The organism is Streptomyces sp. 63XJN7_1_ISO-PGPR-S23-121, from assembly GCF_056173025.1.
This window is the reverse complement of the sequence record NZ_CM149653.1, coordinates 1811238-1833143: the sequence shown is the minus strand read 5'-3', so window position 1 is coordinate 1833143 and position 21906 is coordinate 1811238. Positions and strand designations below refer to the sequence as shown.

At 72.3% G+C, this 21906-nt stretch carries 17 protein-coding genes; 5 read left to right on the top strand and 12 right to left on the bottom strand.

Annotated elements, in window-relative coordinates; translation table 11 throughout:
* Nucleotides 1–123 precede the first annotated feature (123 nt).
* On the bottom strand, nucleotides 124–1632 hold the full coding sequence (locus tag AC0VYN_RS08400) for a DUF4192 domain-containing protein (RefSeq protein WP_475535410.1): 1509 nt from the start codon (nucleotides 1630–1632) through the stop codon (nucleotides 124–126).
* A 143-nt stretch (nucleotides 1633–1775) separates the two neighbouring features.
* Here AC0VYN_RS08400 and AC0VYN_RS08395 point away from each other — a divergent pair, with 143 nt between their 5' ends.
* Complete coding sequence (locus tag AC0VYN_RS08395) at nucleotides 1776–3941, top strand: RecQ family ATP-dependent DNA helicase (RefSeq protein WP_475535409.1); 2166 nt, start codon at nucleotides 1776–1778, stop codon at nucleotides 3939–3941.
* Between the two features lie 283 nt (nucleotides 3942–4224).
* Nucleotides 4225–4839: a hypothetical protein gene (locus AC0VYN_RS08390; protein WP_475535408.1), complete on the top strand. Its 615-nt coding sequence runs from the start codon at nucleotides 4225–4227 to the stop codon at nucleotides 4837–4839.
* A gap of 320 nt (nucleotides 4840–5159) precedes the next feature.
* Here the strand turns inward: AC0VYN_RS08390 and AC0VYN_RS08385 are convergent, their stop codons facing one another.
* The 3 genes from AC0VYN_RS08385 to AC0VYN_RS08375 form a co-directional block, all read right to left on the bottom strand.
* Nucleotides 5160–5792 carry a hypothetical protein gene (locus tag AC0VYN_RS08385; protein ID WP_475535407.1) on the bottom strand — a complete coding sequence of 211 codons (633 nt, stop codon included), beginning with the start codon at nucleotides 5790–5792 and terminating at the stop codon, nucleotides 5160–5162.
* Between the two features lie 68 nt (nucleotides 5793–5860).
* Nucleotides 5861–6562, bottom strand: a complete 702-nt coding sequence (locus AC0VYN_RS08380) for a ribonuclease HII (RefSeq protein ID WP_475535406.1) — start codon at nucleotides 6560–6562, stop codon at nucleotides 5861–5863.
* An 81-nt stretch (nucleotides 6563–6643) separates the two neighbouring features.
* Nucleotides 6644–7261, bottom strand: coding sequence for a TetR/AcrR family transcriptional regulator (locus tag AC0VYN_RS08375; protein ID WP_475535405.1), 618 nt, complete (start codon nucleotides 7259–7261; stop codon nucleotides 6644–6646).
* Nucleotides 7262–7448: 187 nt separating this feature from the next.
* Between AC0VYN_RS08375 and AC0VYN_RS08370 the strand changes: the two genes are divergently transcribed.
* Nucleotides 7449–8996 carry an MFS transporter gene (locus AC0VYN_RS08370; protein ID WP_475535404.1) on the top strand — a complete coding sequence of 516 codons (1548 nt, stop codon included), beginning with the start codon at nucleotides 7449–7451 and terminating at the stop codon, nucleotides 8994–8996.
* Nucleotides 8997–9066: 70 nt separating this feature from the next.
* Here the strand turns inward: AC0VYN_RS08370 and AC0VYN_RS08365 are convergent, their stop codons facing one another.
* The 3 genes from AC0VYN_RS08365 to AC0VYN_RS08355 all read right to left on the bottom strand — a co-directional run bounded on the left by AC0VYN_RS08365 (nucleotide 9067) and on the right by AC0VYN_RS08355 (nucleotide 11326).
* Entirely contained in the window at nucleotides 9067–9987 is a 921-nt protein-coding gene (locus AC0VYN_RS08365) for an ADP-ribosylglycohydrolase family protein (RefSeq protein ID WP_475535403.1), read from the bottom strand.
* An 11-nt stretch (nucleotides 9988–9998) separates the two neighbouring features.
* On the bottom strand, nucleotides 9999–10658 hold the full coding sequence (locus AC0VYN_RS08360) for a histidine phosphatase family protein (protein WP_475535402.1): 660 nt from the start codon (nucleotides 10656–10658) through the stop codon (nucleotides 9999–10001).
* A 62-nt stretch (nucleotides 10659–10720) separates the two neighbouring features.
* Nucleotides 10721–11326: a DUF4937 domain-containing protein gene (locus AC0VYN_RS08355; protein ID WP_161163182.1), complete on the bottom strand. Its 606-nt coding sequence runs from the start codon at nucleotides 11324–11326 to the stop codon at nucleotides 10721–10723.
* A gap of 155 nt (nucleotides 11327–11481) precedes the next feature.
* Between AC0VYN_RS08355 and AC0VYN_RS08350 the strand changes: the two genes are divergently transcribed.
* Nucleotides 11482–12015, top strand: a complete 534-nt coding sequence (locus tag AC0VYN_RS08350; RefSeq protein WP_475535401.1) for a TerD family protein — start codon at nucleotides 11482–11484, stop codon at nucleotides 12013–12015.
* A gap of 65 nt (nucleotides 12016–12080) precedes the next feature.
* On the opposite strand, the gene AC0VYN_RS08345 is transcribed toward AC0VYN_RS08350, so the two are convergent.
* Nucleotides 12081–14984, bottom strand: a complete 2904-nt coding sequence (locus AC0VYN_RS08345) for a vitamin B12-dependent ribonucleotide reductase (RefSeq protein WP_475535400.1) — start codon at nucleotides 14982–14984, stop codon at nucleotides 12081–12083.
* A gap of 169 nt (nucleotides 14985–15153) precedes the next feature.
* Nucleotides 15154–15705 carry a transcriptional regulator NrdR gene (nrdR, locus tag AC0VYN_RS08340; protein WP_475535399.1) on the bottom strand — a complete coding sequence of 184 codons (552 nt, stop codon included), beginning with the start codon at nucleotides 15703–15705 and terminating at the stop codon, nucleotides 15154–15156.
* Nucleotides 15706–16268: 563 nt separating this feature from the next.
* On the opposite strand from nrdR, the gene lexA reads away from it, so the two are divergent.
* The gene (gene lexA, locus AC0VYN_RS08335; protein WP_385469390.1) at nucleotides 16269–17048 is read left to right on the top strand and encodes a transcriptional repressor LexA; all 780 of its coding nucleotides are present in this window, start codon (nucleotides 16269–16271) and stop codon (nucleotides 17046–17048) included.
* Between the two features lie 100 nt (nucleotides 17049–17148).
* Here lexA and AC0VYN_RS08330 read toward each other — a convergent pair whose 3' ends face one another.
* The 3 genes from AC0VYN_RS08330 to AC0VYN_RS08320 form a co-directional block, all read right to left on the bottom strand.
* Nucleotides 17149–19149: an ATP-dependent DNA helicase gene (locus AC0VYN_RS08330; protein ID WP_475535398.1), complete on the bottom strand. Its 2001-nt coding sequence runs from the start codon at nucleotides 19147–19149 to the stop codon at nucleotides 17149–17151.
* Nucleotides 19150–19248: 99 nt separating this feature from the next.
* Nucleotides 19249–20034, bottom strand: coding sequence for a GNAT family N-acetyltransferase (locus AC0VYN_RS08325; RefSeq protein ID WP_475535397.1), 786 nt, complete (start codon nucleotides 20032–20034; stop codon nucleotides 19249–19251).
* Nucleotides 20035–20077: 43 nt separating this feature from the next.
* Nucleotides 20078–21898: an IucA/IucC family protein gene (locus AC0VYN_RS08320; RefSeq protein WP_475535396.1), complete on the bottom strand. Its 1821-nt coding sequence runs from the start codon at nucleotides 21896–21898 to the stop codon at nucleotides 20078–20080.
* Between the last annotated feature and the right edge of the window lie 8 nt (nucleotides 21899–21906).

Genomic DNA, 21906 nt, shown 5'->3' with positions numbered 1-21906 from the left:
TCCCTTCCCGGGCCGCTTCGGTGACCGGTCCACGCCATGCGCCCTCCGCCCCGTCGCCCGCGGCCCGGCATCGCGCGGGCGGCGTAGCACCAGGTCACGCCGTCGGCCACCGTCCCTCGCGCATCAGGTGCGCCGCTCGCCCGTGGCCCCCTTGCCCGTGCCCTCCTTGCCCGGTCCCCGTGGGCACGTACGGGCCTGCCGCGCGCCGCCGGGACGTGCGGCGCCCGCGGCATCGCGCGCCCCTGTCACGTTCGTCCCCGGGCCGGGGCGACGGACGGCACCTTCGGCGACCGCGCCCGAACGCGTCCGGCGCCGACGGACGGAAGCCCTCTCCGCCGCCGGGGCTCCGGCCGTCGCGCACCGCACCGGCCCGGCAGCCGGCTCATCTCCGGAGGGCGCTCCGCCGTCCGGCGCGGCGGCCTCGGCCCGCCCCGTGCCGGCACGCTCGGCGCGCAGGCAGCGGCGGACCGACTCGGGGTCCAGACCCTCGTTGCAGGCCTGGTGCAGGAGCCGGGCGAAGAGGTAGTCCGGGTCCGCACCGAGTGCCATGGCCAGGGCCTCCCGGGCCTCGAGCTCGTCGCCGGCCGACCAGGCGACCCATCCCGCGAGGGTGAGCGGCGCCGCGGCGTGTTCGCCGTACGGCCCGACGCAGCGGCGGGCCAGGGCGCGCCACAGCCGCAGCGCGGGGCCCGCTTCCTCACCCTCCATCCAGGCCGCCGCGCGATCGCGGGTCGTGCGGTCCTGGAGGCCGAGGATCAGCGCCGCGGCCTCGTCGTGTCCGAGCAGCCGGTCGTCCCGCAGGTCTTCCGCGGGCATGCCGGACACCGCGGGAGCGCCGGCCAGGCGGCCCATGACCCGTTCGGCCAGGGCGAGCGTCTCCTCGGCGACGTCCGCGCGCCTCGCGTCGTCGAGGAGCCGGGAGACGATCGTCATGCCGGCCGAGTCCAGGGCGGCCTCCTGCTCGCGGGCCGCGGAGTGCTCCCACGGGAGCAGCCTGGCGCGCAGCTCGCGCAGCGAGCCGCGCACCTGGATCCCGGCGTAGGTGGCCGCCGCGGCCAGCACGGACGTGCCGGGCAGTCCCATCGGGACGCCCTCGGACGGGCAGCAGGTCTCGTCGTCGCAGCAGTACGACCAGAAGCGCCCGTCCGAGATGCACAGCGCCTCGACCACCGGGACGTCGAGGGCACCGCACTCGACACGCAGCTTCTGGGCCAGTGGCCGCAGGCGCTCCATCACCTGCCGGCCGGACTCGCCCCGGGGCGGTTCCTGGCAGAGGTAGGCGACCATCTGCTCGGGCCGGGCACCGCGGCGCTCGCTGCCGGTCACCAGGCCGTGGACCAGCTGTCCGGCCGCGCTCGGCCAGTCCTCCCTGTTCGCGGGAATGCCCAGCCGGGCCCGGCCGCCGAACCGGCCCCGTCCGTCCCTGTCGCGCAGGGCGACCAGGACGATGCTGTCCTCGGGGCGGTATCCGAGCAGGTAGGGCAGGGCGTCCGCCAGTTCGGCCGGGGTGCGCAGGGTGACCTGCGGCTCGTCACCGGCGCCGTCGTACGAGGCCCGTGACGCCCGGTCCGGGGCGGGTCCGGTGATGTCGCCGTTCTCCGCGGATCCGGTCGCTTCGCTGTGGTTCGTCATGGCCCGACGATCTCGCGGATCGGAATGTTCCGCTTTGCCCTGTGGATAACTTCAATCACGGACACGTCACACCAGTCATCGGTGGTCCCCACTCCTCCCGCCCCTCGCGCCGGGTGTCGGTCCCGTCCTGTTGTATGGAACGCATGGAGCACACGAACAACGCGGATCTCCGGACATCGGCCGACACGGTCCTCGCCCGCCTCGTCGGGGACTCCTCCGGCGCGGCCCGCCTGCGGGAGGACCAGTGGCGGGCGATCGAGGCGCTGGTCGCGGACCGGCGCCGGGCCCTGGTCGTCCAGCGCACGGGGTGGGGCAAGTCCGCGGTCTATTTCGTGGCGACCGCGCTGCTGCGGGACCGCGGCAGCGGCCCCACGGTGATCGTCTCCCCGCTGCTCGCGCTGATGCGCAACCAGGTCGAGGCAGCGGCCCGCGCCGGTATCCGTGCCCGGACCATCAACTCCTCCAACACCGAGGAGTGGGGCGCCGTCCAGGACGAGATCGCTGCCGGCGAGGTGGACGTCCTGCTGGTGAGTCCGGAGCGGCTAAACAACCCCGACTTCCGCGACCAGGTGCTGCCCGAGCTCGCCGCCGCCACCGGACTGCTGGTGGTGGACGAGGCACACTGCATCTCCGACTGGGGCCACGACTTCCGCCCGGACTACCGCCGGCTGCGCACGATGCTCAGTGATCTCCCGCCCGGCGTGCCGGTCCTGGCGACGACCGCCACCGCCAACGCCCGCGTGACCGCCGACGTCGCGGAGCAGCTGGGCACCGGGGGCACGTCGGACGCCCTGGTGCTGCGCGGACCGCTGGACCGGGAGAGCCTCAGTCTGAACGTGCTGCGGCTGTCCGACGCCGCACACCGAATGGCCTGGCTCGCCGACCACCTCCACGAGCTGCCGGGCTCCGGCATCATCTACACACTCACGGTGGCCGCCGCCGAAGAGGTCACCGCCTTCCTCCGGCAGCGTGGCCACACCGTCGCCTCCTACACGGGCCGGACCGAGAACGCCGACCGGCAGCAGGCCGAGGACGACCTGCTCGCCAACCGGGTCAAGGCCCTGGTCGCCACCTCGGCGCTGGGGATGGGGTTCGACAAGCCGGACCTGGGCTTCGTGGTGCACCTCGGCTCGCCGTCCTCCCCCATCGCGTACTACCAGCAGGTCGGCCGCGCCGGACGCGGTGTCGATCACGCCGAGGTGCTCCTGCTGCCCGGCAAGGAGGACGAGGCGATCTGGGCGTACTTCGCCTCGCTGGCCTTCCCCGCCGAGGACCTGGTGCGCCGCACCCTCGACGTCCTCGCACGCGCCGAGCGGCCCCTGTCGCTGCCCGCGCTGGAACCTTTGGTGGAGCTGCGCCGCTCCCGCCTGGAGACCATGCTCAAGGTCCTCGACGTGGACGGGGCGGTGAAGCGGGTCAAGGGCGGCTGGACCGCGACCGGCCGGCCGTGGACGTACGACGCCGAGCGGTACGACTGGGTCGCCCGGCAGCGCAGGGCCGAGCAGCAGGCGATGCGCGACTACGCGTCGACGACGGACTGCCGGATGGAGTTCCTCCAGCGCCAGTTGGACGACGAGGGCGCCAAACCCTGTGGCCACTGCGACAACTGCGCCGGCCCGCGCTTCACGGCGGACACCTCCACCGCCGCCCTGGACGCAGCGCGGGTCGACCTGGGCCGGGCCGGTGTCGAGGTGGAACCGCGCCGGATGTGGCCGACCGGCCTCCCGGCGATCGGCGTCGAGCTGAAGGGCCGTATCCCCGCCGGGGAACAGGCGGCGTCGGGGCGGGCGTTGGGCCGTCTCTCCGACATCGGCTGGGGCAACCGGCTGCGCCCGATGCTGACGGCCCACGCTCCGGACGGCCCGGTGCCGGACGACGTCGCGAAGGCCGTCGTAACGGTGCTGGCCGACTGGGCAAAGGGGCCGGGCGGCTGGGCCTCCGGCGCCGCCGACGCCCCGCCGCGTCCCGCCGGAGTCGTGACGGTCGCCTCACGCTCGCGCCCGCGGCTGATCCACTCGCTCGGTGCGCGCATCGCCGAGGTGGGCCGGCTGCCCCTGCTCGGTTCGGTCGAGTACACGGGTGACACGCCTCCGATGTCCCGCAGCAACAGCGCTCAGCGCCTCAAGGCGCTCGACGGGATGCTCGCGGTGCCGCCCGCCCTTGCCGCCGCGCTCAGCGGTCAGGACGGTCCGGTGCTCCTCGTGGACGACTACATGGAGACCGGCTGGACTCTCGCGGTCGCCGCCCGGCTGCTCCGTCGCGCGGGCGCGCCGGGGGTGTTGCCCCTGGTCCTGGCCGTGCAGGGCTGACCGGCCGCCGGTGCGCGCACGGCCGGACGGGGGCGCTCACCGCCCGTCGGGGCGGTGCGCCCCATGCGTCGCCCGGGGTCCGTCTGGGTAGGGATATAGGACGCGCATCATCCGATAACGGTCGACGGCCCCAATTGCTCGTTGCCGCATCCCAGTTCGACAGGAAGAATTGAAGTCCGCTCCCCGCACGGCTCGTCCGTGTCCCGGCAGGGCTTCACTGCGGTGCGCGCTCCCCCGAATCCGACCCCGCCCGCAGTGTGGGCGCGTAGCCGAAGGGAGGAACGTGACCTTCGGATTCGCCTCGTCCTCGGCGGCGTCTTTGTCGCCGTCCAACGCCTCCGCCACCCGCCTGCTCGAACCCGCGGAGTGGGCCTCGGCCGGGATCCCGCTGCTGCGCAATCCGCGGGAGGTCGTCAGCGGTCTGCACTCGCGGCACCGTCCCGGGCCGGCCACCGCGATCGTGGCCGTGCTCGATCCGGACGAACGGGTGCGCGCGAGCGCCTCGTTCACCAGCCGCCCCGCACCGGCCGACGGATGGATGTTCCGCAACGCGCTGCTCGCCCAGCTCCGCCGGGTCATCCCGCACGACCTGCGGCGCCGCACTCCGGTGCGCACCGCCGTACTGCTCTACTGCCGGGAGGGCGACGCGCGCTGGACGGAGGAGGACGGCGCGTGGATGTGGGGACTGCGCGACGCCTGCACACTGCACGGGCTGCGCTGCGGGGCGTACATCACGCTGACCCGCGACGGATGGCAGGTCCTCGGCGAGGGCCGTGGCGGCCGCCGGCCCAACGCGACGTCGGCACCGGAGCCGTTCGCCCTGTCGGAGGCACCGCCCCAGCCGCCGCGTACCGGCGGTGTCGCCTCGGAGGTACTGCGCCGCGCGGCGGCCCGCTGAGCGACGGTGCCGCCGGTACGCCGGCCCGCACCACCGGAGTGGGGCTCGGCGGGACCGTCGGCGCCACCCGTCCCCGCCGGACACGACCGGTGCGCCCGGCGCCGTCCGTACGCCCACGTGCCCCGTAACAGGACTGCGGGCGGCCGCACTTCGGCGTACCGGCTCCCACCGCGGGCGGGCAGCGGCACGGGCGGCGGTGCGCCCGGCCGACGTCGGCCGGCGGGACCCGCCGATGCCGCCGCCGTCCGTCGCCGGCGCGGCGGTGCCGGCGTCCTGCCCGGCCTCCGCGGCCGGCGTCCGGCACCCGTGACGCGCAGGGCTCAGGCGCTCGCGCCCAGCACCGAGTTGGTCCGCTGCGGGTCACCGCAGACGATCAACAGGGTGTCCGCCCGGGAGTGGGCCGCCGACAGGGCGGTGACGGCAGCGTCTTCAGGGCCTCCGTTGAGCGCGACGACGACCACGGGACGTGACGCGGCACGGTCGGCGACGGCGGCGTCCGCGTAGAAGACGTCGTCGCCCGCGTCGTGCTGCGCCCAGTAGGCGGCGTCGCCGAAGGACAGTTCGTGGGCGGCCCACGGGTGCGGATCGCCGGTGGTCACCACCAGCACGTCACCGGGGGTGCGACCCGAGTCCAGGAGCAGGTCCACGGCCTCCTCGGCCGCGTCGAGCGCGCCCTCGGGAGAAGCCGGGATCAGCTGGATCTGCGGGCCGGCCGCGGTGGCGGCGGGAGTGGCCGGACCCGAGGGTCCGGTCTTGGCCGGGACCGCGTCGCGCGAGGTGCGTTGCGCCGGCGGCGCCGGCCGCAGGGGGCCGGGGCGACCGGGGCGCGGCGGGGCCGCGGGACGGGGGCCGGGTACGGGGCGGGGGGTCGGCGCGGTGCGGCCGCTGGCCGGAGTGGCGCGGGGACCCTGGGCCTTCTCGTGAATCTGAGGCTCCTCGGGAATGAGAGGCATGAGCTGATTTTTATCAAACGTTGGTGCGGCTCGCGTCGGCGGGTGGCGCATGCCTGCGAGCGGAACCGTCAGAAGTCGAAGCCGAGCTGGCCATCGATCTCCGGAACGTTTCCGTCCACCCAGGTGCGGACCTTCTTGAGGTGCCGCCACCGGGGCAGCGCATCAAGATACGCCCACGACAACCGGTGGTACGGGGTGGGACCCCGCTCCGCCAGTGCGGCCTTGTGCACGGGCGACGGATACCCGGCGTTGTCCGCGAAACCGAAGTCTGCATGGTCGATACCCAGTTCGGCCATCATTTTGTCGCGTTGGACCTTGGCGAGCACCGAAGCCGCCGCGACAGCCACACAGGACTGGTCGCCCTTGATCACCGTACGGACCCGCCAGGGCGCCCCGAGATAGTCGTGCTTGCCGTCGAGGATGACGGCGTCGGGGCGGACGGGCAGGGTCTCCAGGGCACGCACCGCGGCCAGTCGCAGCGCCGCGGTCATCCCCAGTGCGTCGATCTCCTCCGGAGAGGCGTGCCCCAGGGCATAGGAAGTCACCCAGCCCCGCAGCTCCGTGGCGAGCTGGGTCCGTCGCTTGACGGTGAGCAGCTTGGAGTCGGTGAGGCCCACCGGGGGCCGACGCAGTCCGGTGACCGCAGCGCAGACGGTGACGGGACCCGCCCACGCGCCGCGCCCCACCTCGTCGACACCGGCGATGACCTTGGCTCCGGTCGTGGCGCGGAGTGAGCGCTCGACGGTGTGAGTAGGTGGTTCGTACGGCATGGCGTCCTTAGCCTACGCCGCCCCGGGCGTCCCGTGACACCCCGGTTCCCGGAACGGCGCCGTACCTCTCGAAGCCGGGGATCAGGCGCCTGCGGGGCGCAGCAGCGGGACCATCATGCAGTCGACCATCTCCTCGATCTCCCGATCCGACCATTCACTGCCGCGAATCTTCGATCGGTACATCATCATCGCCGGCACAGCGTCGAAGACATAGCCGTTGGCCGCCGCCTCACGCACCTCTCCACGCTCTATTCCACGGGTAATGACTTCCCGGAGCATCGTGATGGTCGGCTCGACGACCCCTTCGAGGATCACCGCATGGAAGCGCTCCGCCTGCATCGTGTCGCATTCGTGAATGACCGCCCGCAGGGCGAACCCGGGGCGCGAGAACATCGCGTCGCGAGCCCGCCGGCAGAGCGCCAGGAGGTCGTCGCGCACGCTCCCGAGGTCAGGCACGGCATCGAAGCCCGGCAGCCCGGACCGCAGGGCGTCCGCGACGAGTTCCTCCTTGGACGACCAGCGGCGGTAGACCGCCGCCTTGCCCGTCTGGGCACCGGCGGCCACACCCTCCATCGTCAGGCCGTTCCAGCCGACGGTGCCGAGCTGCTCCAGCGCGGCATCGAGGATCGCGCGTTCGAGGACCGCACCACGCCGGCGGGAGGGCGTCGGGGCGGGGGCGGCCCAGGGCGAGGGAACCATTCGGGGGTCTCCTGGAAGCAGAGAGCGGGTGTTCGGGGACGGGTGCGCGACGCGCGCCCACAACGGGGGACGGGGACAACGCGCGGCAACTGCGGGAGTGAACGCTTGCGTTCACTGTCAGGGAGTCACTACCGTTGACTCAACAGTGAACGCGAGCGTTCACTAAGTCATTCGTGGGGGACACATAGTGACGACCTCTTCCCTGATCAAAGACCGGAAGCCGGGAGCCGCCCGCAGGGAGGGACGGCCCGGCATCGCGCTGACGGTCATCGCGGCCTGCCAACTCATGGTGGTACTGGACGCGACGATTGTGAACATCGCGCTCCCGCACATTCAAGAGGCACTCGCGTTCAGCACCACCGACCTCACATGGGTCGTCAGTGCCTACACGCTCACCTTCGGCGGGCTGCTGCTGCTCGGCGGCCGGGCCGGTGACATCCTCGGCCGGCGCCGCGTCTTCATGACCGGCATCCTGCTCTTCACCTTCGCCTCGCTGCTCGGCGGCTTCGCCCAGGAGCCCTGGCAGTTGCTGGCCGCACGCGTCCTGCAGGGCATGGGAGGCGCCATCGCCTCGCCCACGTCGCTGGCGCTCATCACGACCACCTTTCCGGAGGGCCCGGAGCGGAACCGGGCCTTCGGAGTCTTCGCGGCCGTCTCCGCGGGCGGCGGCGCCATCGGTCTGCTCGCGGGCGGCATGCTCACCGAGTGGCTCGACTGGCGCTGGGTGCTCTTCGTCAACGTGCCGATCGGCCTGCTGATCGCCGTGCTGACGCCGGTCTACATCAGCGAGTCCGAGCGGCACACCGGACGCTTCGACATCGCCGGGGCGGTGACCTCGACGGCAGGCATGGCATCCCTCGTCTACGGCTTCATCCGTGCCGCGGACCAGGGCTGGCGGGACACCCTCACCATCGGGTCCTTCGCTGCGGCGGCGGTGCTGCTGCTGGCCTTCACGCTCATCGAGTCGCGGGCCAGGGAACCGATCACCCCGTTGAAGATGTTCGCCGACCGCAACCGCTCCGGCACCTACGTGATCATGCTGTGCCTCGCCGCGGCGATGTTCGGCATGTTCTTCTACATCGTGCTGTTCGTCCAGAACGTACTGGGCTACACCCCGATCCAGGCCGGCCTCGCCTTCCTGCCGGTCACGGTCGTCATCGCGATCGGTGCGGGTCTGTCCCAGCGCTTCCTGCCCCTGTTCGGCCCGAAGCCGTTCATGCTCGTGGGCTCGGCGCTCGCGGCGATCGGACTCGGCTGGCAGGCCCTGATCAGCTCCAACAGCTCCTACGTGGGCGGCATCCTCGGCCCGATGCTGATCTTCGGCTTCGGCATGGGCCTGAACTTCGTGACTCTGACGCTCACCGCGGTCTCCGGAGTCGCGCCGCACGAAGCCGGCGCGGCGTCCGGGCTGCTCAACGCGACGCAGCAGGTCGGCGGCTCGATCGGCCTGGCCATCCTGACGACCGTGTTCGGCACGGCCAGCAAGGACGAGGCGGCCAGACTGGTGCCGGACTTCCTCGCCAACAGCACGCCCGAGCAGAAGGCGGAGTTCGCCCGGACGCACCAGCTGCCCGCTCCCTGGGCGCACCAGATACTGGCCGAGGGCATCTCGGCGGCCTTCATCCCCGCCGCGGCCATGGCCGTCCTCGCCCTGGTCACCGCCTGGCTGATGATCCGGGTCCGCAGGAGCGACCTGGAGGCTCTCGCCGGGAAGGCAGGGGCCGGGACGGGGTGACGGCCGGGCCGGACGGCCCTCACACGCGGCGGCCGCCGCCTCCCCGTACGGCGGGGCGGCGGCCGGCGAGTCACCCGGCCGGTCCGCCGGCCACGGCCATCCAGCTCGGCAGCGCCTCGGTCCGGTCCACCCACTCGGCCGGCGGCGCGCCCGCCCGCCCGGAACCGGCGATCACCCCGCCCACGATCGCGCAGGTCGTGTCCACGTCCCCGCCGACCTGGGCGGTCGTCCAGAAGGCCCGCTCGTAGTCGTCGAGGGAGCGCGCGGCGGACCAGAGCGCGAAGGGCACCGTGTCGTGGGCGGTCGTACGCCTGCCGCAGCCCAGCACGGCGGCGACGGTGGCCGCGTCGGCGTAGTCGAGCATGTCCCGGGCGCGGCGCAGCCCGGCGCCGACAGCGCTCTTCGGTACCAGGGCGATCACCCCGTCGAGGAGCGCGTGCCCGTCGGGCGGCCCGTCGGCCGACGCGGCCAGCGCGGCGGCGGCGGCGACCGCCATGGCACCGACCACCGCCTCGCGGTGCTGATGCGTGGGGTAGGCCGAGATCTCGGCCTGGTGCGTCCCCTGCTCCGGATCGTCCGCGTACCAGGCGCCCAGGGGCGCGATGCGCATCGCGGCACCGTTGCCCCAGGAGCCCTGGCCGTTGAAGAGCGCGGCGGCGAGTTCGCGCCAGTCGCCGCCCTCCCGGACCAGCCGCAGCAGCCGGTTGACCGCCGGCCCGTAGCCGCGGTCGAAGTCGTGGTGTTCGGCGAAGGAGTGGGCCAGGGCGTCCTGGTCGATGCGGTGGTGGGCGGCCAGGACGGCGACCACGGAGGCGGCCATCTCGGTGTCGTCGGTCCACTGCCAGATTCCGGGCGGCAGCTCGCGGCGCTTGAGCAGCGGGTAGTTCGCGGGCACGAAGAACTGTGAGCCCAGCGCGTCCCCCACCGACAGTCCGCGCAGGCTGGCCAGGGCCCGGTCCAGGCGCCCGTCAGGAGATGAATGAGCGGTCATCGCCCAGCACCCTATCCCGTGATCCCGTACGGCTCCGGTTCCCGCCAGCGTTCGAAGGGACGATCCAGGGTGTACTTGCCGTCCTCGCCGAGGACGAGCATCCGGAACTCTCCGTTCCCGGGGTTGGACAGCGACTCGAACTCGGCGACCGTCCAGTGGAACCACCGCATGCAGAACAGGCGCATCGCCAGGCCGTGGGTGACCAGGAGGACGTTCGGCGGATGGTCGGGGTCCTCGAAGCTGCGGAACAGGCTCTCCAGGAAGCCGCCGACCCGGTCGTAGACGTCGGCACCGGACTCGCCCTGCGCGAAGCGGTAGAAGAAGTGGCCGTAGGCGTCGCGGTAGGCCTTCTGCAGGCGCACGTCGGCGCGGTCCTGCCAGTTCCCCCAGTCCTGCTCGCGCAGCCGGGGCTCCTCCCGGATCCGTATGAGCCCCGGGTCGAGGTGGAAGGCGCGCAAGGTCTCGTGCGTGCGGCGGTACGGGGAGACGTACACGCTGACGCGCTCGCGGCCGAACACCTCGCGCAGCTTCTTGCCCGTCTCCTCGGCCTCCGCCCGGCCCTGCTCGGTCAGGGCCAGCGCGTGGTCGGGCTCGCGCTCGTACACGGAGTCGTCGTGGTTGCCGACCGACTCGCCGTGCCGGACAAGGACGATGCGCCGTGGTCGTGCCATGCCAGAACCCTAGATCGTGAAACGCGGAACCGAGGACTCCCACCTGCCCAGTACGACAGAGGTCACACGGTCCAGGAGGGTTCCAGCTGGACGATGTCCCCCGTGAGGGCCGCCACGTCGGCCTCCGTCTGGGCACGCAGCGCGAGCCGCTCCACCCGCTCGGCGCGGTACTTGCCGTGCTCGGCGGCCGACCGCCACATCGACAGCACCAGGTACTCGTGGCCGGGCGCCTCCCCGAACAGGCCGCGGATCATGCCGGGCGAGCCGGCCATCGCGGGGTTCCAGACCTTCTCCTGCATCAGCACGTAGTGCTCGGCCCGGTCCTCGTGGGCGCGGCAGAGTGCCACCCGCAGCAGGTCGGCGTCCGTGAAACGGGGTTCGAACCCGGTCTTCACGTCGAACCGGTGATCGAAGAGCCGGACCTGGGCGTCCTTGAAGGTGCCGGCCTGCGCCGAGGCGAGCCGGTCGTGCGAGCGCGCCATGAAGGAGTCGTAGAAGGCCCTGCTCTCCCAGAAGGCGAAGACGTGCGCCACGTCCGGCCGTCCCCGGCTCCAGCCGCCCCCCTGCCCCCGGAAACCCGGCTCACCCGGAAGCCCCGCCCACTTCCGCTGCCCCCGCTCGAAACCGCGGCGGTCGACCACGGTGCAGCGAATCCACTTGACCAGCACCGCGCCATGGTAAGGCCAGGGAACGTGGCACCGGTCACTCTTGGGCGGACCGCTCCCCCACTGCCGTCCACCGGCACATGGCAGGATGGACAACCGGCCGACACCGCTCGGCAGTTGAGGTGGCGGGGCAAACAGAACCGGGGAAGGGGAAGTCTGTGAACGGCCTCAGCAAGGGGATCCGCAAGGTCGAGGTCGCGCTGCGTTGGGATCCGAGTCCGGCGGGAGAGCCACCCGCGGACCTGGACGTCGTCGCCGGGACGTATCCGGCGGACGATCCGTACGGTGATCCCTCCTACGTGGTGCACTTCGACAGCCGCTCCCCCGACGGCACGATCCATCTCGACCGGGACAGCAGGGACGGCAAGGGCTTCGGCTACGACGAGGTCATGAGGCTGGAGCTGGAGCGGCTCGACGCCCGGTACGCGCGCGTGGTCGTCGGGGTCGTCATACAGCAGCGCTCCGGAGACCGGACCTTCGGCGGTGTGACCAGCCCGGGCCTGCGCATTCGGGAGGGCTACACCGTGCTGGCCGAGGACGACTTCGCCGGCGTTCCGGCGGCGACGGCGGCCACGGTCGCGGAGTTCGTCCGGGACGAGACGGGGGCGTGGGAGTTCCGCCCCGGTGTCCACGGCTTCGAGGGCGACCCGGCGGCCTTCACCGGCACGATGGGCGCGTCGCGCCGGCCCTGACCGCGAGGGCACGAGTGAGGGGCGCCGGCCGTGGCCGACGCCCCTCACTCATGTGGTCCTACCGGTCAGCTGCAGCCGCTGGTCGAGCCGCAGCCCTCGCAGATGTAGCAGGAACCGGCCCGCTGCATCTTCGTGCCGCAGGAGAAGCACAGCGGGGCGTCGGCCTGGATGCCCAGCTGCATCTCCACCAGCTCGGCACTGGTGTGCGCCTGCTTCGGGGCGGGCTTGGCCGCCTCGACCTCGGCCTTCGGCGTGGCGACGGCCTTCAGCTCCTGGGCGAGCGGGGCCGACTGGGCCAGGCCCTCGACGTCGACCTCGTCGTCGGACGGCTCGTACGAACCCGTCTCCAGGTGCCGCTGGCGCTCCTCGGCCGAGTGGATGCCGAGCGCGGAGCGGGTCTCGAAGGGCAGGAAGTCCAGCGCCAGGCGGCGGAAGATGTAGTCGACGATCGACTGCGCCATCCGCACGTCCGGGTCGTCCGTCATGCCGGCCGGCTCGAAGCGCATGTTGGTGAACTTCGAGACGTACGTCTCCAGCGGCACGCCGTACTGGAGGCCGACGGAGACCGCGATGGAGAAGGCGTCCATCATGCCCGCGAGAGTCGAGCCCTGCTTGGACATCTTCAGGAAGACCTCGCCGAGACCGTCGTCCGGGTAGGAGTTGGCGGTCATGTAGCCCTCGGCGCCACCGACCGTGAACGAGGTGGTGATGCCGGGGCGGCCCTTCGGGAGGCGCTTGCGGACCGGGCGGTACTCGACCACCTTCTCGACCGCGGCGCGGATCGTCTCCTCGGCCTTCTCGGTGACCTCGGCCTTCTCCGTGTCCTTGGCCGACTTGGTCTTCGCGGAGAGCGGCTGGCCGACCTTGCAGTTGTCCCGGTAGATCGCGAGCGCCTTGACGCCGAGCTTCCAGGCCTCGTAGTAGATCTCCTCGACCTCCTCGACGGTCGCCGTCTCCGGCATGTTGACCGTCTTGGAGATGGCGCCGGAGATCCACGGCTGGATCGCGGCCATCATGCGGACGTGGCCCATCGGGGAGATGGCGCGCTCGCCCATGGCGCAGTCGAAGACCTCGTAGTGCTCGGGCTTGAGGCCGGGGGCGTCGATCACGTTGCCGTTCTCGGCGATGTGGGCGACGACCGCCTCGATCTGCTCCTCCTGGTAGCCCAGGCGGCGCAGGGCCTGCGGCACGGTGCCGTTGACGATCTGCATCGAGCCGCCGCCGACCAGCTTCTTGAACTTGACCAGGGCGAGGTCGGGCTCGACACCGGTGGTGTCGCAGGACATGGCCAGACCGATGGTGCCGGTCGGGGCGAGCACGGACGCCTGCGAGTTACGGAAACCGTTCTTCTCGCCGAGGCGCAGCACGTCCTGCCAGGCCTCGGTGGCGGCGGCCCACACCGGGGTGTCGAGGTCGTCCATGCGCACGGCGGTGCCGTTGGCGTCGGAGTGCTGCTTCATGACGCGCTGGTGGGCGTCCGCGTTGCGGGCGTAGCCGTCGTACGTGCCGACGACCGCGGCGAGCTCGGCGGATCGGCGGTAGGCCGTGCCGGTCATCAGGGAGGTGATGGCACCGGCGAGGGCGCGGCCGCCGTCGGAGTCGTAGGCATGGCCGGTGGCCATCAGCAGGGCGCCGAGGTTGGCGTAGCCGATGCCCAGCTGGCGGAAGGCGCGGGTGTTCTCGCCGATCTTCTGGGTCGGGAAGTCCGCGAAGCAGATCGAGATGTCCATCGCGGTGATGACCAGCTCGACGACCTTCTGGAAGCGCTCGGTCTCGAAGGACTGGTTGCCCAGGCCGTCGTCCTTGAGGAACTTCATCAGGTTCAGCGAGGCCAGGTTGCAGGACGTGTTGTCCAGGTGCATGTACTCGCTGCAGGGGTTCGAGCCGTTGATCCGGCCGGACTCCGGGCAGGTGTGCCAGTGGTTGATGGTGTCGTCGTACTGGATGCCCGGGTCGGCGCAGGCCCAGGCGGCCTCGGCCATCTTGCGGAAGAGGGACTTGGCCTCGATCTCCTCGATAACCTCACCGGTCATCCGCGCGCGCAGACCGAACTTCCCGCCCTGCTCGACCGCCTTCATGAACTCGTCGTTCACACGGACCGAGTTGTTGGCGTTCTGGTACTGGACGGAGGTGATGTCGTCCCCGCCCAGGTCCATGTCGAAGCCCGCGTCGCGCAGGGCGCGGATCTTCTCCTCCTCCTTGACCTTGGTCTCGATGAAGTCCTCCACGTCGGGGTGGTCGACGTCGAGGATGACCATCTTGGCTGCGCGGCGGGTGGCGCCACCGGACTTGATGGTGCCGGCGGAGGCGTCGGCACCGCGCATGAAGGAGACCGGGCCGGAGGCGTTGCCGCCGGAGGAGAGCAGCTCCTTGGAGGAGCGGATGCGGGAGAGGTTCAGGCCGGCACCGGAGCCGCCCTTGAAGATCATGCCCTCTTCCTTGTACCAGTCGAGGATCGACTCCATGGAGTCGTCGACGGACAGGATGAAGCAGGCGGAGACCTGCTGCGGCTGGGGCGTGCCGACGTTGAACCAGACCGGGCTGTTGAAGCTGAAGATCTGGTGCAGGAGGGCGTAGGCCAGCTCGTGCTCGAAGATCTCGGCGTCGGCGGGCGAGGCGAAGTACCTGTGGTCCTCACCGGCCTTCCGGTACGTCTTCACGATGCGGTCGATCAGCTGCTTGAGGCCGGTCTCGCGCTGCGGGGTGCCGACGGCGCCCCGGAAGTACTTGCTGGTGACGATGTTGACCGCGTTCACCGACCAGAAGTCGGGGAACTCGACGCCGCGCTGCTCGAAGTTGACCGAGCCGTCGCGCCAGTTGGTCATGACGACGTCACGGCGCTCCCAGGCCACCTCGTCGTAGGGGTGGACCCCGGGAGTGGTGTGGACGCGCTCGACACGGAGTCCCTTGCCCGCCTTGGTGCCCTTGGCGCGGGAGCTCCGTGCCGGACCGCTCGCCGTCTCTGTCATGCCGCCTCCCTGTACGGGCGAAAACGCCCTGAAGTGCCCCGATTGTTCCCGTGGCACGGTGTTCTGTCTGGTGCTGCGGGCACCGGTGACTCCGCCCGCAGCAGGTCTTCTTCCACTCGCCGCCGACCGGCCGGGCCCGGACCACCGGGGTCCGGATCCGGCCCGCCTGTCAGTCGGCGGCGCCTGCGGGCTCGGGGACCTGTGCCGTCCCCGTGTTCCCGCGGTCGTCTTCCCGGCTTCCCGCGCCGGCCCCGTCGCCGTCCTCGCCGGGACGCCCCGTCGCCTCCCTCAGCTCCGAGATCGCGGCCTCGAAGTCCTCGAGCGAGTCGAACGCCCGGTAGACCGAGGCGAACCGCAGATAGGCGACGAGGTCGAGCTCCTGCAGCGGGCCGAGTATGGCCAGCCCCACGTCGTGGGTGGTCAGCTCGGCGCTTCCGGTGGCCCGCACCGCCTCCTCGACCCGCTGGCCGAGCTGGGCGAGCGCGTCCTCGGTGACGGGCCGGCCCTGGCAGGCCTTGCGCACACCGCTGATGATCTTGAGGCGGCTGAACGGCTCGGTGACACCGGACCGCTTCACCACCATGAGCGAGCACGTCTCCACGGTCGTGAAGCGACGGGAGCAGTCGGGGCACTGACGGCGCCTGCGGATCGACGTTCCGTCGTCGGTCGTACGACTGTCGACGACGCGGCTGTCGGGGTGCCTGCAGAAGGGGCAGTGCATGAGATCCCAACCCTCCTCACAGCAGACTCGAATAGCCTCACGAGGCCCTTCAGGCCCCTCGAAGCAGCCCCAAGCATAGGCGATCGCGGCGGGCTCGAAGACCGGGGGGACCACAACTTGTGGGCTGCTGTCGCAATCCAACCACTAGATGTGGGGCTTGGCCCCTGTATTCACGCTCTGCACGCGTGTCGCGCCCGTACGCACAGGAGAGCGACTTCCCCCAGGGCGCGCGAGTACGCCCCGAGCGCGCCCGTACCGCCCCGGCGCATGCGGAGATACGGTGGGCGCCGCGAGGAGGGGCGGTGGGACTACCGCACAGATGAGTGCCGGTCCCCGTCGAACGGGATGCCTGATGGCAGACTGGGGCACCACCGGCGAGGTCACCGCCCGGCGGTGAAGAGTACAGCAATGGGCCCTTATGTCCGCCGGGCACCTGAGAGCCATACACCCAGACTTCAGCTCCGGGCGGGCGATTCGCGTTTTTTCACTCGAACGTGTGTTTGGCGCAACCTTTCGAAAGCTACTACCGTTGTGCAGCAGGGAGACCATCGAGAGGGGCCGACGTGACCACCACCGCCGACAGTGCCACCATCACTGCCCAGGACCGCCCCCAGGGCCGACCTGAGCCGGTGCACGCGACGAGCGACGCCATGAATCCCGAGGGGCCCAAGCGCTCCCTGCCGGGGCGACCTCCCGGCATCCGGGCCGACAGCTCGGGACTCACCGACCGCCAGCGCCGGGTGATCGAGGTCATCAGGGACTCCGTGCAGCGACGTGGCTACCCGCCGTCGATGCGGGAGATCGGCCAGGCCGTCGGCCTCTCCAGCACCTCCTCCGTCGCGCACCAGCTGATGGCGCTGGAGCGCAAGGGATTCCTGCGCCGTGACCCGCACCGCCCGCGCGCCTACGAGGTGCGCGGTTCCGACCAGGCCGCCTCCGTGCAGCCCACGGACACCGCCGGCAAGCCCGCCGCGTCGTACGTCCCTCTCGTCGGACGCATCGCGGCCGGTGGCCCGATCCTCGCCGAGGAGTCCGTGGAGGACGTCTTCCCCCTGCCCCGCCAGCTGGTCGGTGACGGTGAGCTCTTCGTCCTGAAAGTCGTCGGCGACTCCATGATCGAGGCCGCCATCTGCGACGGCGACTGGGTCACGGTCCGCCGCCAGCCGGTCGCCGAGAACGGCGACATCGTGGCCGCGATGCTCGACGGCGAGGCCACCGTCAAGCGCTTCAAGCGCGAGGACGGCCACGTCTGGCTCCTCCCGCACAACTCGGCGTACGAGCCCATCCCCGGTGACGACGCGACCATCCTCGGCAAGGTGGTGGCCGTACTGCGTCGCGTCTGAGCGCCACGCCCGGCGGATCCCGCACGACTGCGGCCCGCCGCCCCGACCGGGCCCCGGAACCTCTGCGCCGGTTCCGGGGTCCTGCGCTGTCCGGGCTCGGTCAGCCGCCTTCCGCCTGCCGCGCCGCCGCGTCGATGGCGGCCAGCGACTTGCGCACCTGGTTACGGTCCGTGGTGAACCAGAAGTCGGGCAGGGACGCCTTCAGATAGCTCCCGTACCGGGCCGTGGCCAGCCGCTGGTCCAGGACCGCGACCACCCCCCGGTCGCCCGACGCCCGGACGAGGCGCCCCGCGCCCTGCGCCATGAGCAGCGCGGCATGCGTGGCGGCGACCGCCATGAAGCCGTTGCCGCCGGCCTCCTCGACCGCCTTCTGGCGTGCGCTCATCAGCGGATCGTCGGGCCGCGGGAACGGGATCTTGTCCATGACGACCAGCTGGCAGCTGGGGCCGGGCACGTCCACGCCCTGCCACAGGGACAGCGTGCCGAACAGACAGGTCTTCGGATCGGCGGCGAAGTTCTTGATCAGCTCGCCGAGCGTCTCCTCGCCCTGGAGAAGGATCGGGTACTCGGGGATGCGGGACCGCAGTTCCTCGGCGGCGAGCTGGGCCGCCCGCATCGAGGAGAACAGGCCCAGCGTGCGGCCGCCGGCCGCCTGGATGAGTTCCGTCAGCTCGTCGAGCATGTCGCCGCGGTCGCCGTCCCGCGCGGGCCGCGCCAGATGCTTGGCGACGTACAGGATGCCCTGCCGGGGGTAGTCGAAGGGCGAGCCGACGTCGACGCCCTTCCACTGGGGCACGTCGTCGCCCTCCGTGCCCTCGGGAGCGAGACCGAGCGAGGCGCCGACACCGTTGAAATCGCCGCCCAGCTTGAGCGTCGCCGAGGTCAGCACGACGGAGCGGTCGGTGAAGAGCTTCTCGCGCAGCAGCCCCGACACGGACATGGGGGCGACGCGCAGAGAGGCGCCGCTGGGCCGATATGCGGCTCCGCCGCGGGGCTCGTGCCGCTCGTACCAGACGACGTCCCACTCGGAGCCGTGCGTGATGCGCTCCGCCACGTCATGGACGGACTCCACCGAGGCCAGCGCCTGCTTGCGGACCGCGTCCTCGTCCTGCACGGACTTGTCCCGGGTGGTGCCGATCGCGGAGATGACCGTGCGGCAGGCGTCGCGCAGTGCCATCAGGGCGTAGCCGAGGTCCTCCGGGATCTCCTCGAGCCGGCCGGGCAGGGCCAGCTCCATCAGACGCTCGAAGCCCTCCGCGGCCGTCTGGAGCTGGTCGGCGGCCTTCTCGTTGACGAGCTTCGCGGCCCGCCTGACCGCCCGGTTGACCTGGCCGGGAGTGAGTTCGCCGGTGGCCACGCCGGTGACCCGGGACACCAGCTCGTGCGCCTCATCGACGATCAGCACCTCGTGCTGCGGCAGGACCGGCGCGCCCTCGATGGCGTCGATCGCGAGCAGCGCGTGGTTGGTGACGACGACGTCGGAGAGCTTGGCGCGCTCCCGGGCCGTCTCCGCGAAGCACTCCGCGCCGTAGGCGCACTTCGAGGCGCCCAGGCACTCCCGCGAGGACACCGACACCTGCGACCAGGCGCGGTCGGAGACGCCGGGCGTGAGGTCGTCGCGGTCGCCGGTCTCCGTCTCGTCCGCCCAGTCCCGCATCCGCAGCAGGTCCTGGCCCAGCTTGCTGGTGGGCGCGGCGGCCTCGAACTGGTCGAACAGGCCCTCCTCCTCGTCCTGCGGAACGCCCTCGTGGAGGCGGTGCAGGCACAGGTAGTTCGACCGGCCCTTGAGCATCGCGAACTCCGGACGGCGGCGGAGCTGGGGGTGCAGGGCGTCGACCGTGCGCGGCAGGTCCCGCTCCACGAGCTGGCGCTGCAGGGCCAGCGTCGCGGTGGCCACGACGACGCGCTCCCCGTGCGCCAGCGCGGGCACCAGGTAGCCGAGCGACTTGCCGGTGCCGGTGCCGGCCTGGACCAGCAGATGGGAGCCGTCGTCGATCGCTTCCGCGACGGCTTCGGCCATGGCCACCTGGCCGGGACGCTCCGTGCCGCCGACGGCGGCGACGGCGGCGTGCAGGAGTTCGGGGAGTGAGGGCTTCGTCATAGCGCGACCACCCTACGGCCCGGGACTGACACACGGGTGACGGCGGCATGGAGCGGGGACGGAAGCGGCCGGGGTGGCGAAGGGGGCAAGAGTGGGCTCCTAGGCGGGCGGGGGCGGGTCGGGCGGGCCCGGGGGCGCTGCTCGCGCACCGCGGTCCCGGACCATGAGGGCGGCTCGCTTGCCGGGCAGGTCGACCTCGGCGGCGAGCTGGAAGCCGGCGCTCCGGAAGGCCGCGACCGAGGGCGTGTTGCGCAGGTCGGGCTCGGCGAGGACGCGTGTGCAGCCGGGCCGCCTGGCGAGGACGAGGCCGGCGACGGCTCTGATCAGGGTGGTGCCGAGGCCCCGCCCGCGGTCGGCGTCCTCGCCGATGAGGAGGTGGACGCCCGTGTCGTGCGGCCGGACGGGACAGTACCGGGCCAGCGGGTCGAGGTCGGCCCGGTAGATCTCCCAGTAGCTCACCGGTGCCCCCTCCAGCAGGCCGAGGCACGGAACGCTGCGTCCGTCGCCCTCGAGCTGGGCCCGCAGGTGCGCCTCGGCCACGCTCCGCGGCCCGGTCAGCTCCCAGTAGGCGGCGACGGTGGGGTCGTTCATCCAGCGGCTGATGAGCGCGGCGTCCTGTTCGAGCCGGACGGGCACCAGCTGGAACAGGCCCTCGGCGGTGGCGGTCGGACCCCAGCCGGCGACCTGGTCGAGCAGGTCGTCGCCGGCGCGCGCGTCCGGGCCGGGGCCGGCCGGCCGGCCCCGGAAGAGCGTGACGAACTCCTCGGGCAGGGGCAGGTCGAGGGTGTCGTCCTCGTCCTCGTCCGTGTCCGTGCCGGGCTCCGGGTCGGTACCGAGGGGGGCGGAAGCGGTACCGCCGTCGGCGCTCGCGTCGGTGGAGGCCACGGTGTCGCTCCTTTCGGGGGGCGGGGTCGGGCGTCGTCGGTGCTCAGGGGTGCAGGGGGTTGGTGATCGTGACGTAGACGGACTGGGTGTCGACCGGGCCGACGAGTTCGTCGAGGCCGTGCAGGCGGGTCAGCAGGTTGGCCTTGCAGCGCAGGACGGGTGAGTCGAGCAGGCGGGCGGGCAGCGTGCCGCGCAGCGGGGCCGGGCCCGAGGCGAGCCGGGTGAGGAAGCGGCGGAAGGCGGCGAGCAGCAGCCGTTCGTCGGCGAGGTGCTGGGAGCCGAGGGCGCCGATGAGACCGAACACGTTGTTGATGGCGAGGTAGTAGGCGAAGCGTTCGTCGGTGACCTCGTCGGGGACGAAGGTGTCGCTGCGGGTGCCGATGCCGGGCAGCCGTGCGTCGAGCTCCGCGCGGCGGGACTCGCGGAAGTAGTAGCCCTGGTTGTCGCGGTAGCGGCCGCCGGCGGGCCAGCCGTCGCCGTCCAGCAGGAGCAGCGTGTTCTGCTGGTGGGCCTCCAGGGCGATGCCGGCCTCCGCGTCCAGCCACAGCACGGGGTGGACGACGTGTTCGAGGTACCGCAGGAACCACTCGGCGGCGACCGCGCCGCGCGGGCGGCCGGTACCCCAGGCGAGGCGGGTGACGACCTCGCCGAGCCGGGAGACCGGGGCGGGGCCGCCGCCACCGGCCGCGTCGGCCGGCCGGGGCGGGCCGGGGGCGGCCAGTGCGGCGACGCAGGAGACGTCGTCCGAGGGCCGGAAGGGGTTGTGCCGGATGACGGCGTCGAGCCCCTGCACGGGCGTGCCGGCCGGTCCGTCGACGGCGATCCACGCGGGGTCGCGGACGATGTCGAAGTCCGGGTGCGCGGCCTGCCACCGCCGGGACAGGCCGGCGCGCAGCAGACGGTGGACCTCGACGCCGCGGTGGAGTTCCTTGCGGAGGTTCTCCCGGCGGGAGTTGGTGATGTGCAGCGCCAGGGACAGCTTGAGCATGGCCGGCGCACCGCTTCGGTGGACGGTCCGCAGGGACGACGTGGGGTACCAGCGGTCGCCGTGGGGCCCGAGGTCACGCAGCAGTCCGGCGTCCAGCAGGGCCTGTGTCCCGGGCCGGTGCCTGACCTCGCGGAACTGCCAGGGGTGCAGGGGCAGGGCCGCGTAGCCGTCGGGCAGGGCCAGGCCCGTTCCGGCGAGGCGTGCGGTGAGCCGGGGCGCGGCGACCGGGCGGCCCTGCTCGGTCCAGGCCGAGTCGGTGGCGAGCACGGAGGGCGCGACGGCCAGCCAGTGCAGCGGGAAGGAGCCGCGCAGTTCGGGTGAGTAGAGCCGGGCCTCGGCGTCGGTGAGCCCCTCGCGGCTCTTCGGGGTGGGGTGGAGGGGGTGCCCGAGGAGGAGGGCCTGTTCGGCGGCGAGGAAGAGGTCGGGGCCGTCGCCGGGGCGCTCGCTGCGGTCGCGGAGGAAGTGGGCGGTGCGGCGGGCGGAGTCGGCCACGCGCGCGACGAGGTCGGTGCCGTGGGTGCCCGCTCCCCCGGCCGTCTCCCTCGCGAGGAGCGCGGCGACCGTCACCGCGTCCACCGGGGGCGCGGACGCGGGCGCGCCGGTCAGGCACGGGGGGCCGAAGCGGTGCCGGCCGGTCGGGGACCAGTAGCGGACGGGGACGAGCAGGGCGGTGCCGCTGGCGGGCAGCGGAATGCGCAGGGGCCCGTCGGCCGGCTCCGGCAGGCCGGCCTCACGGATCCAGCAGCGCAGCAGGTTCCCCACGGCGGCGGCCTGGGCGGCGTCGTGCGGGTCGGGACGGTCCGGGTCCGAGTGGCGCGGGGGCGCCGGGACGGCGGCGGTGGCGGGCGCGGGGGCGGGGGTGGGGGTGGTGTGCAACGCGGGTC

Coding starts and splice junctions, on each gene's coding strand:
- AC0VYN_RS08400 (WP_475535410.1), bottom strand. CDS start 1,632: ATGACGAACCACAGCGAAGCGACCGGATCCGCGGAGAACGGCGACATC.
- AC0VYN_RS08395 (WP_475535409.1), top strand. CDS start 1,776: ATGGAGCACACGAACAACGCGGATCTCCGGACATCGGCCGACACGGTC.
- AC0VYN_RS08385 (WP_475535407.1), bottom strand. CDS start 5,792: ATGCCTCTCATTCCCGAGGAGCCTCAGATTCACGAGAAGGCCCAGGGT.
- AC0VYN_RS08380 (WP_475535406.1), bottom strand. CDS start 6,562: ATGCCGTACGAACCACCTACTCACACCGTCGAGCGCTCACTCCGCGCC.
- AC0VYN_RS08375 (WP_475535405.1), bottom strand. CDS start 7,261: ATGGTTCCCTCGCCCTGGGCCGCCCCCGCCCCGACGCCCTCCCGCCGG.
- AC0VYN_RS08365 (WP_475535403.1), bottom strand. CDS start 9,987: ATGACCGCTCATTCATCTCCTGACGGGCGCCTGGACCGGGCCCTGGCC.
- AC0VYN_RS08360 (WP_475535402.1), bottom strand. CDS start 10,658: ATGGCACGACCACGGCGCATCGTCCTTGTCCGGCACGGCGAGTCGGTC.
- AC0VYN_RS08345 (WP_475535400.1), bottom strand. CDS start 14,984: ATGACAGAGACGGCGAGCGGTCCGGCACGGAGCTCCCGCGCCAAGGGC.
- nrdR (WP_475535399.1), bottom strand. CDS start 15,705: ATGCACTGCCCCTTCTGCAGGCACCCCGACAGCCGCGTCGTCGACAGT.
- AC0VYN_RS08330 (WP_475535398.1), bottom strand. CDS start 19,149: ATGACGAAGCCCTCACTCCCCGAACTCCTGCACGCCGCCGTCGCCGCC.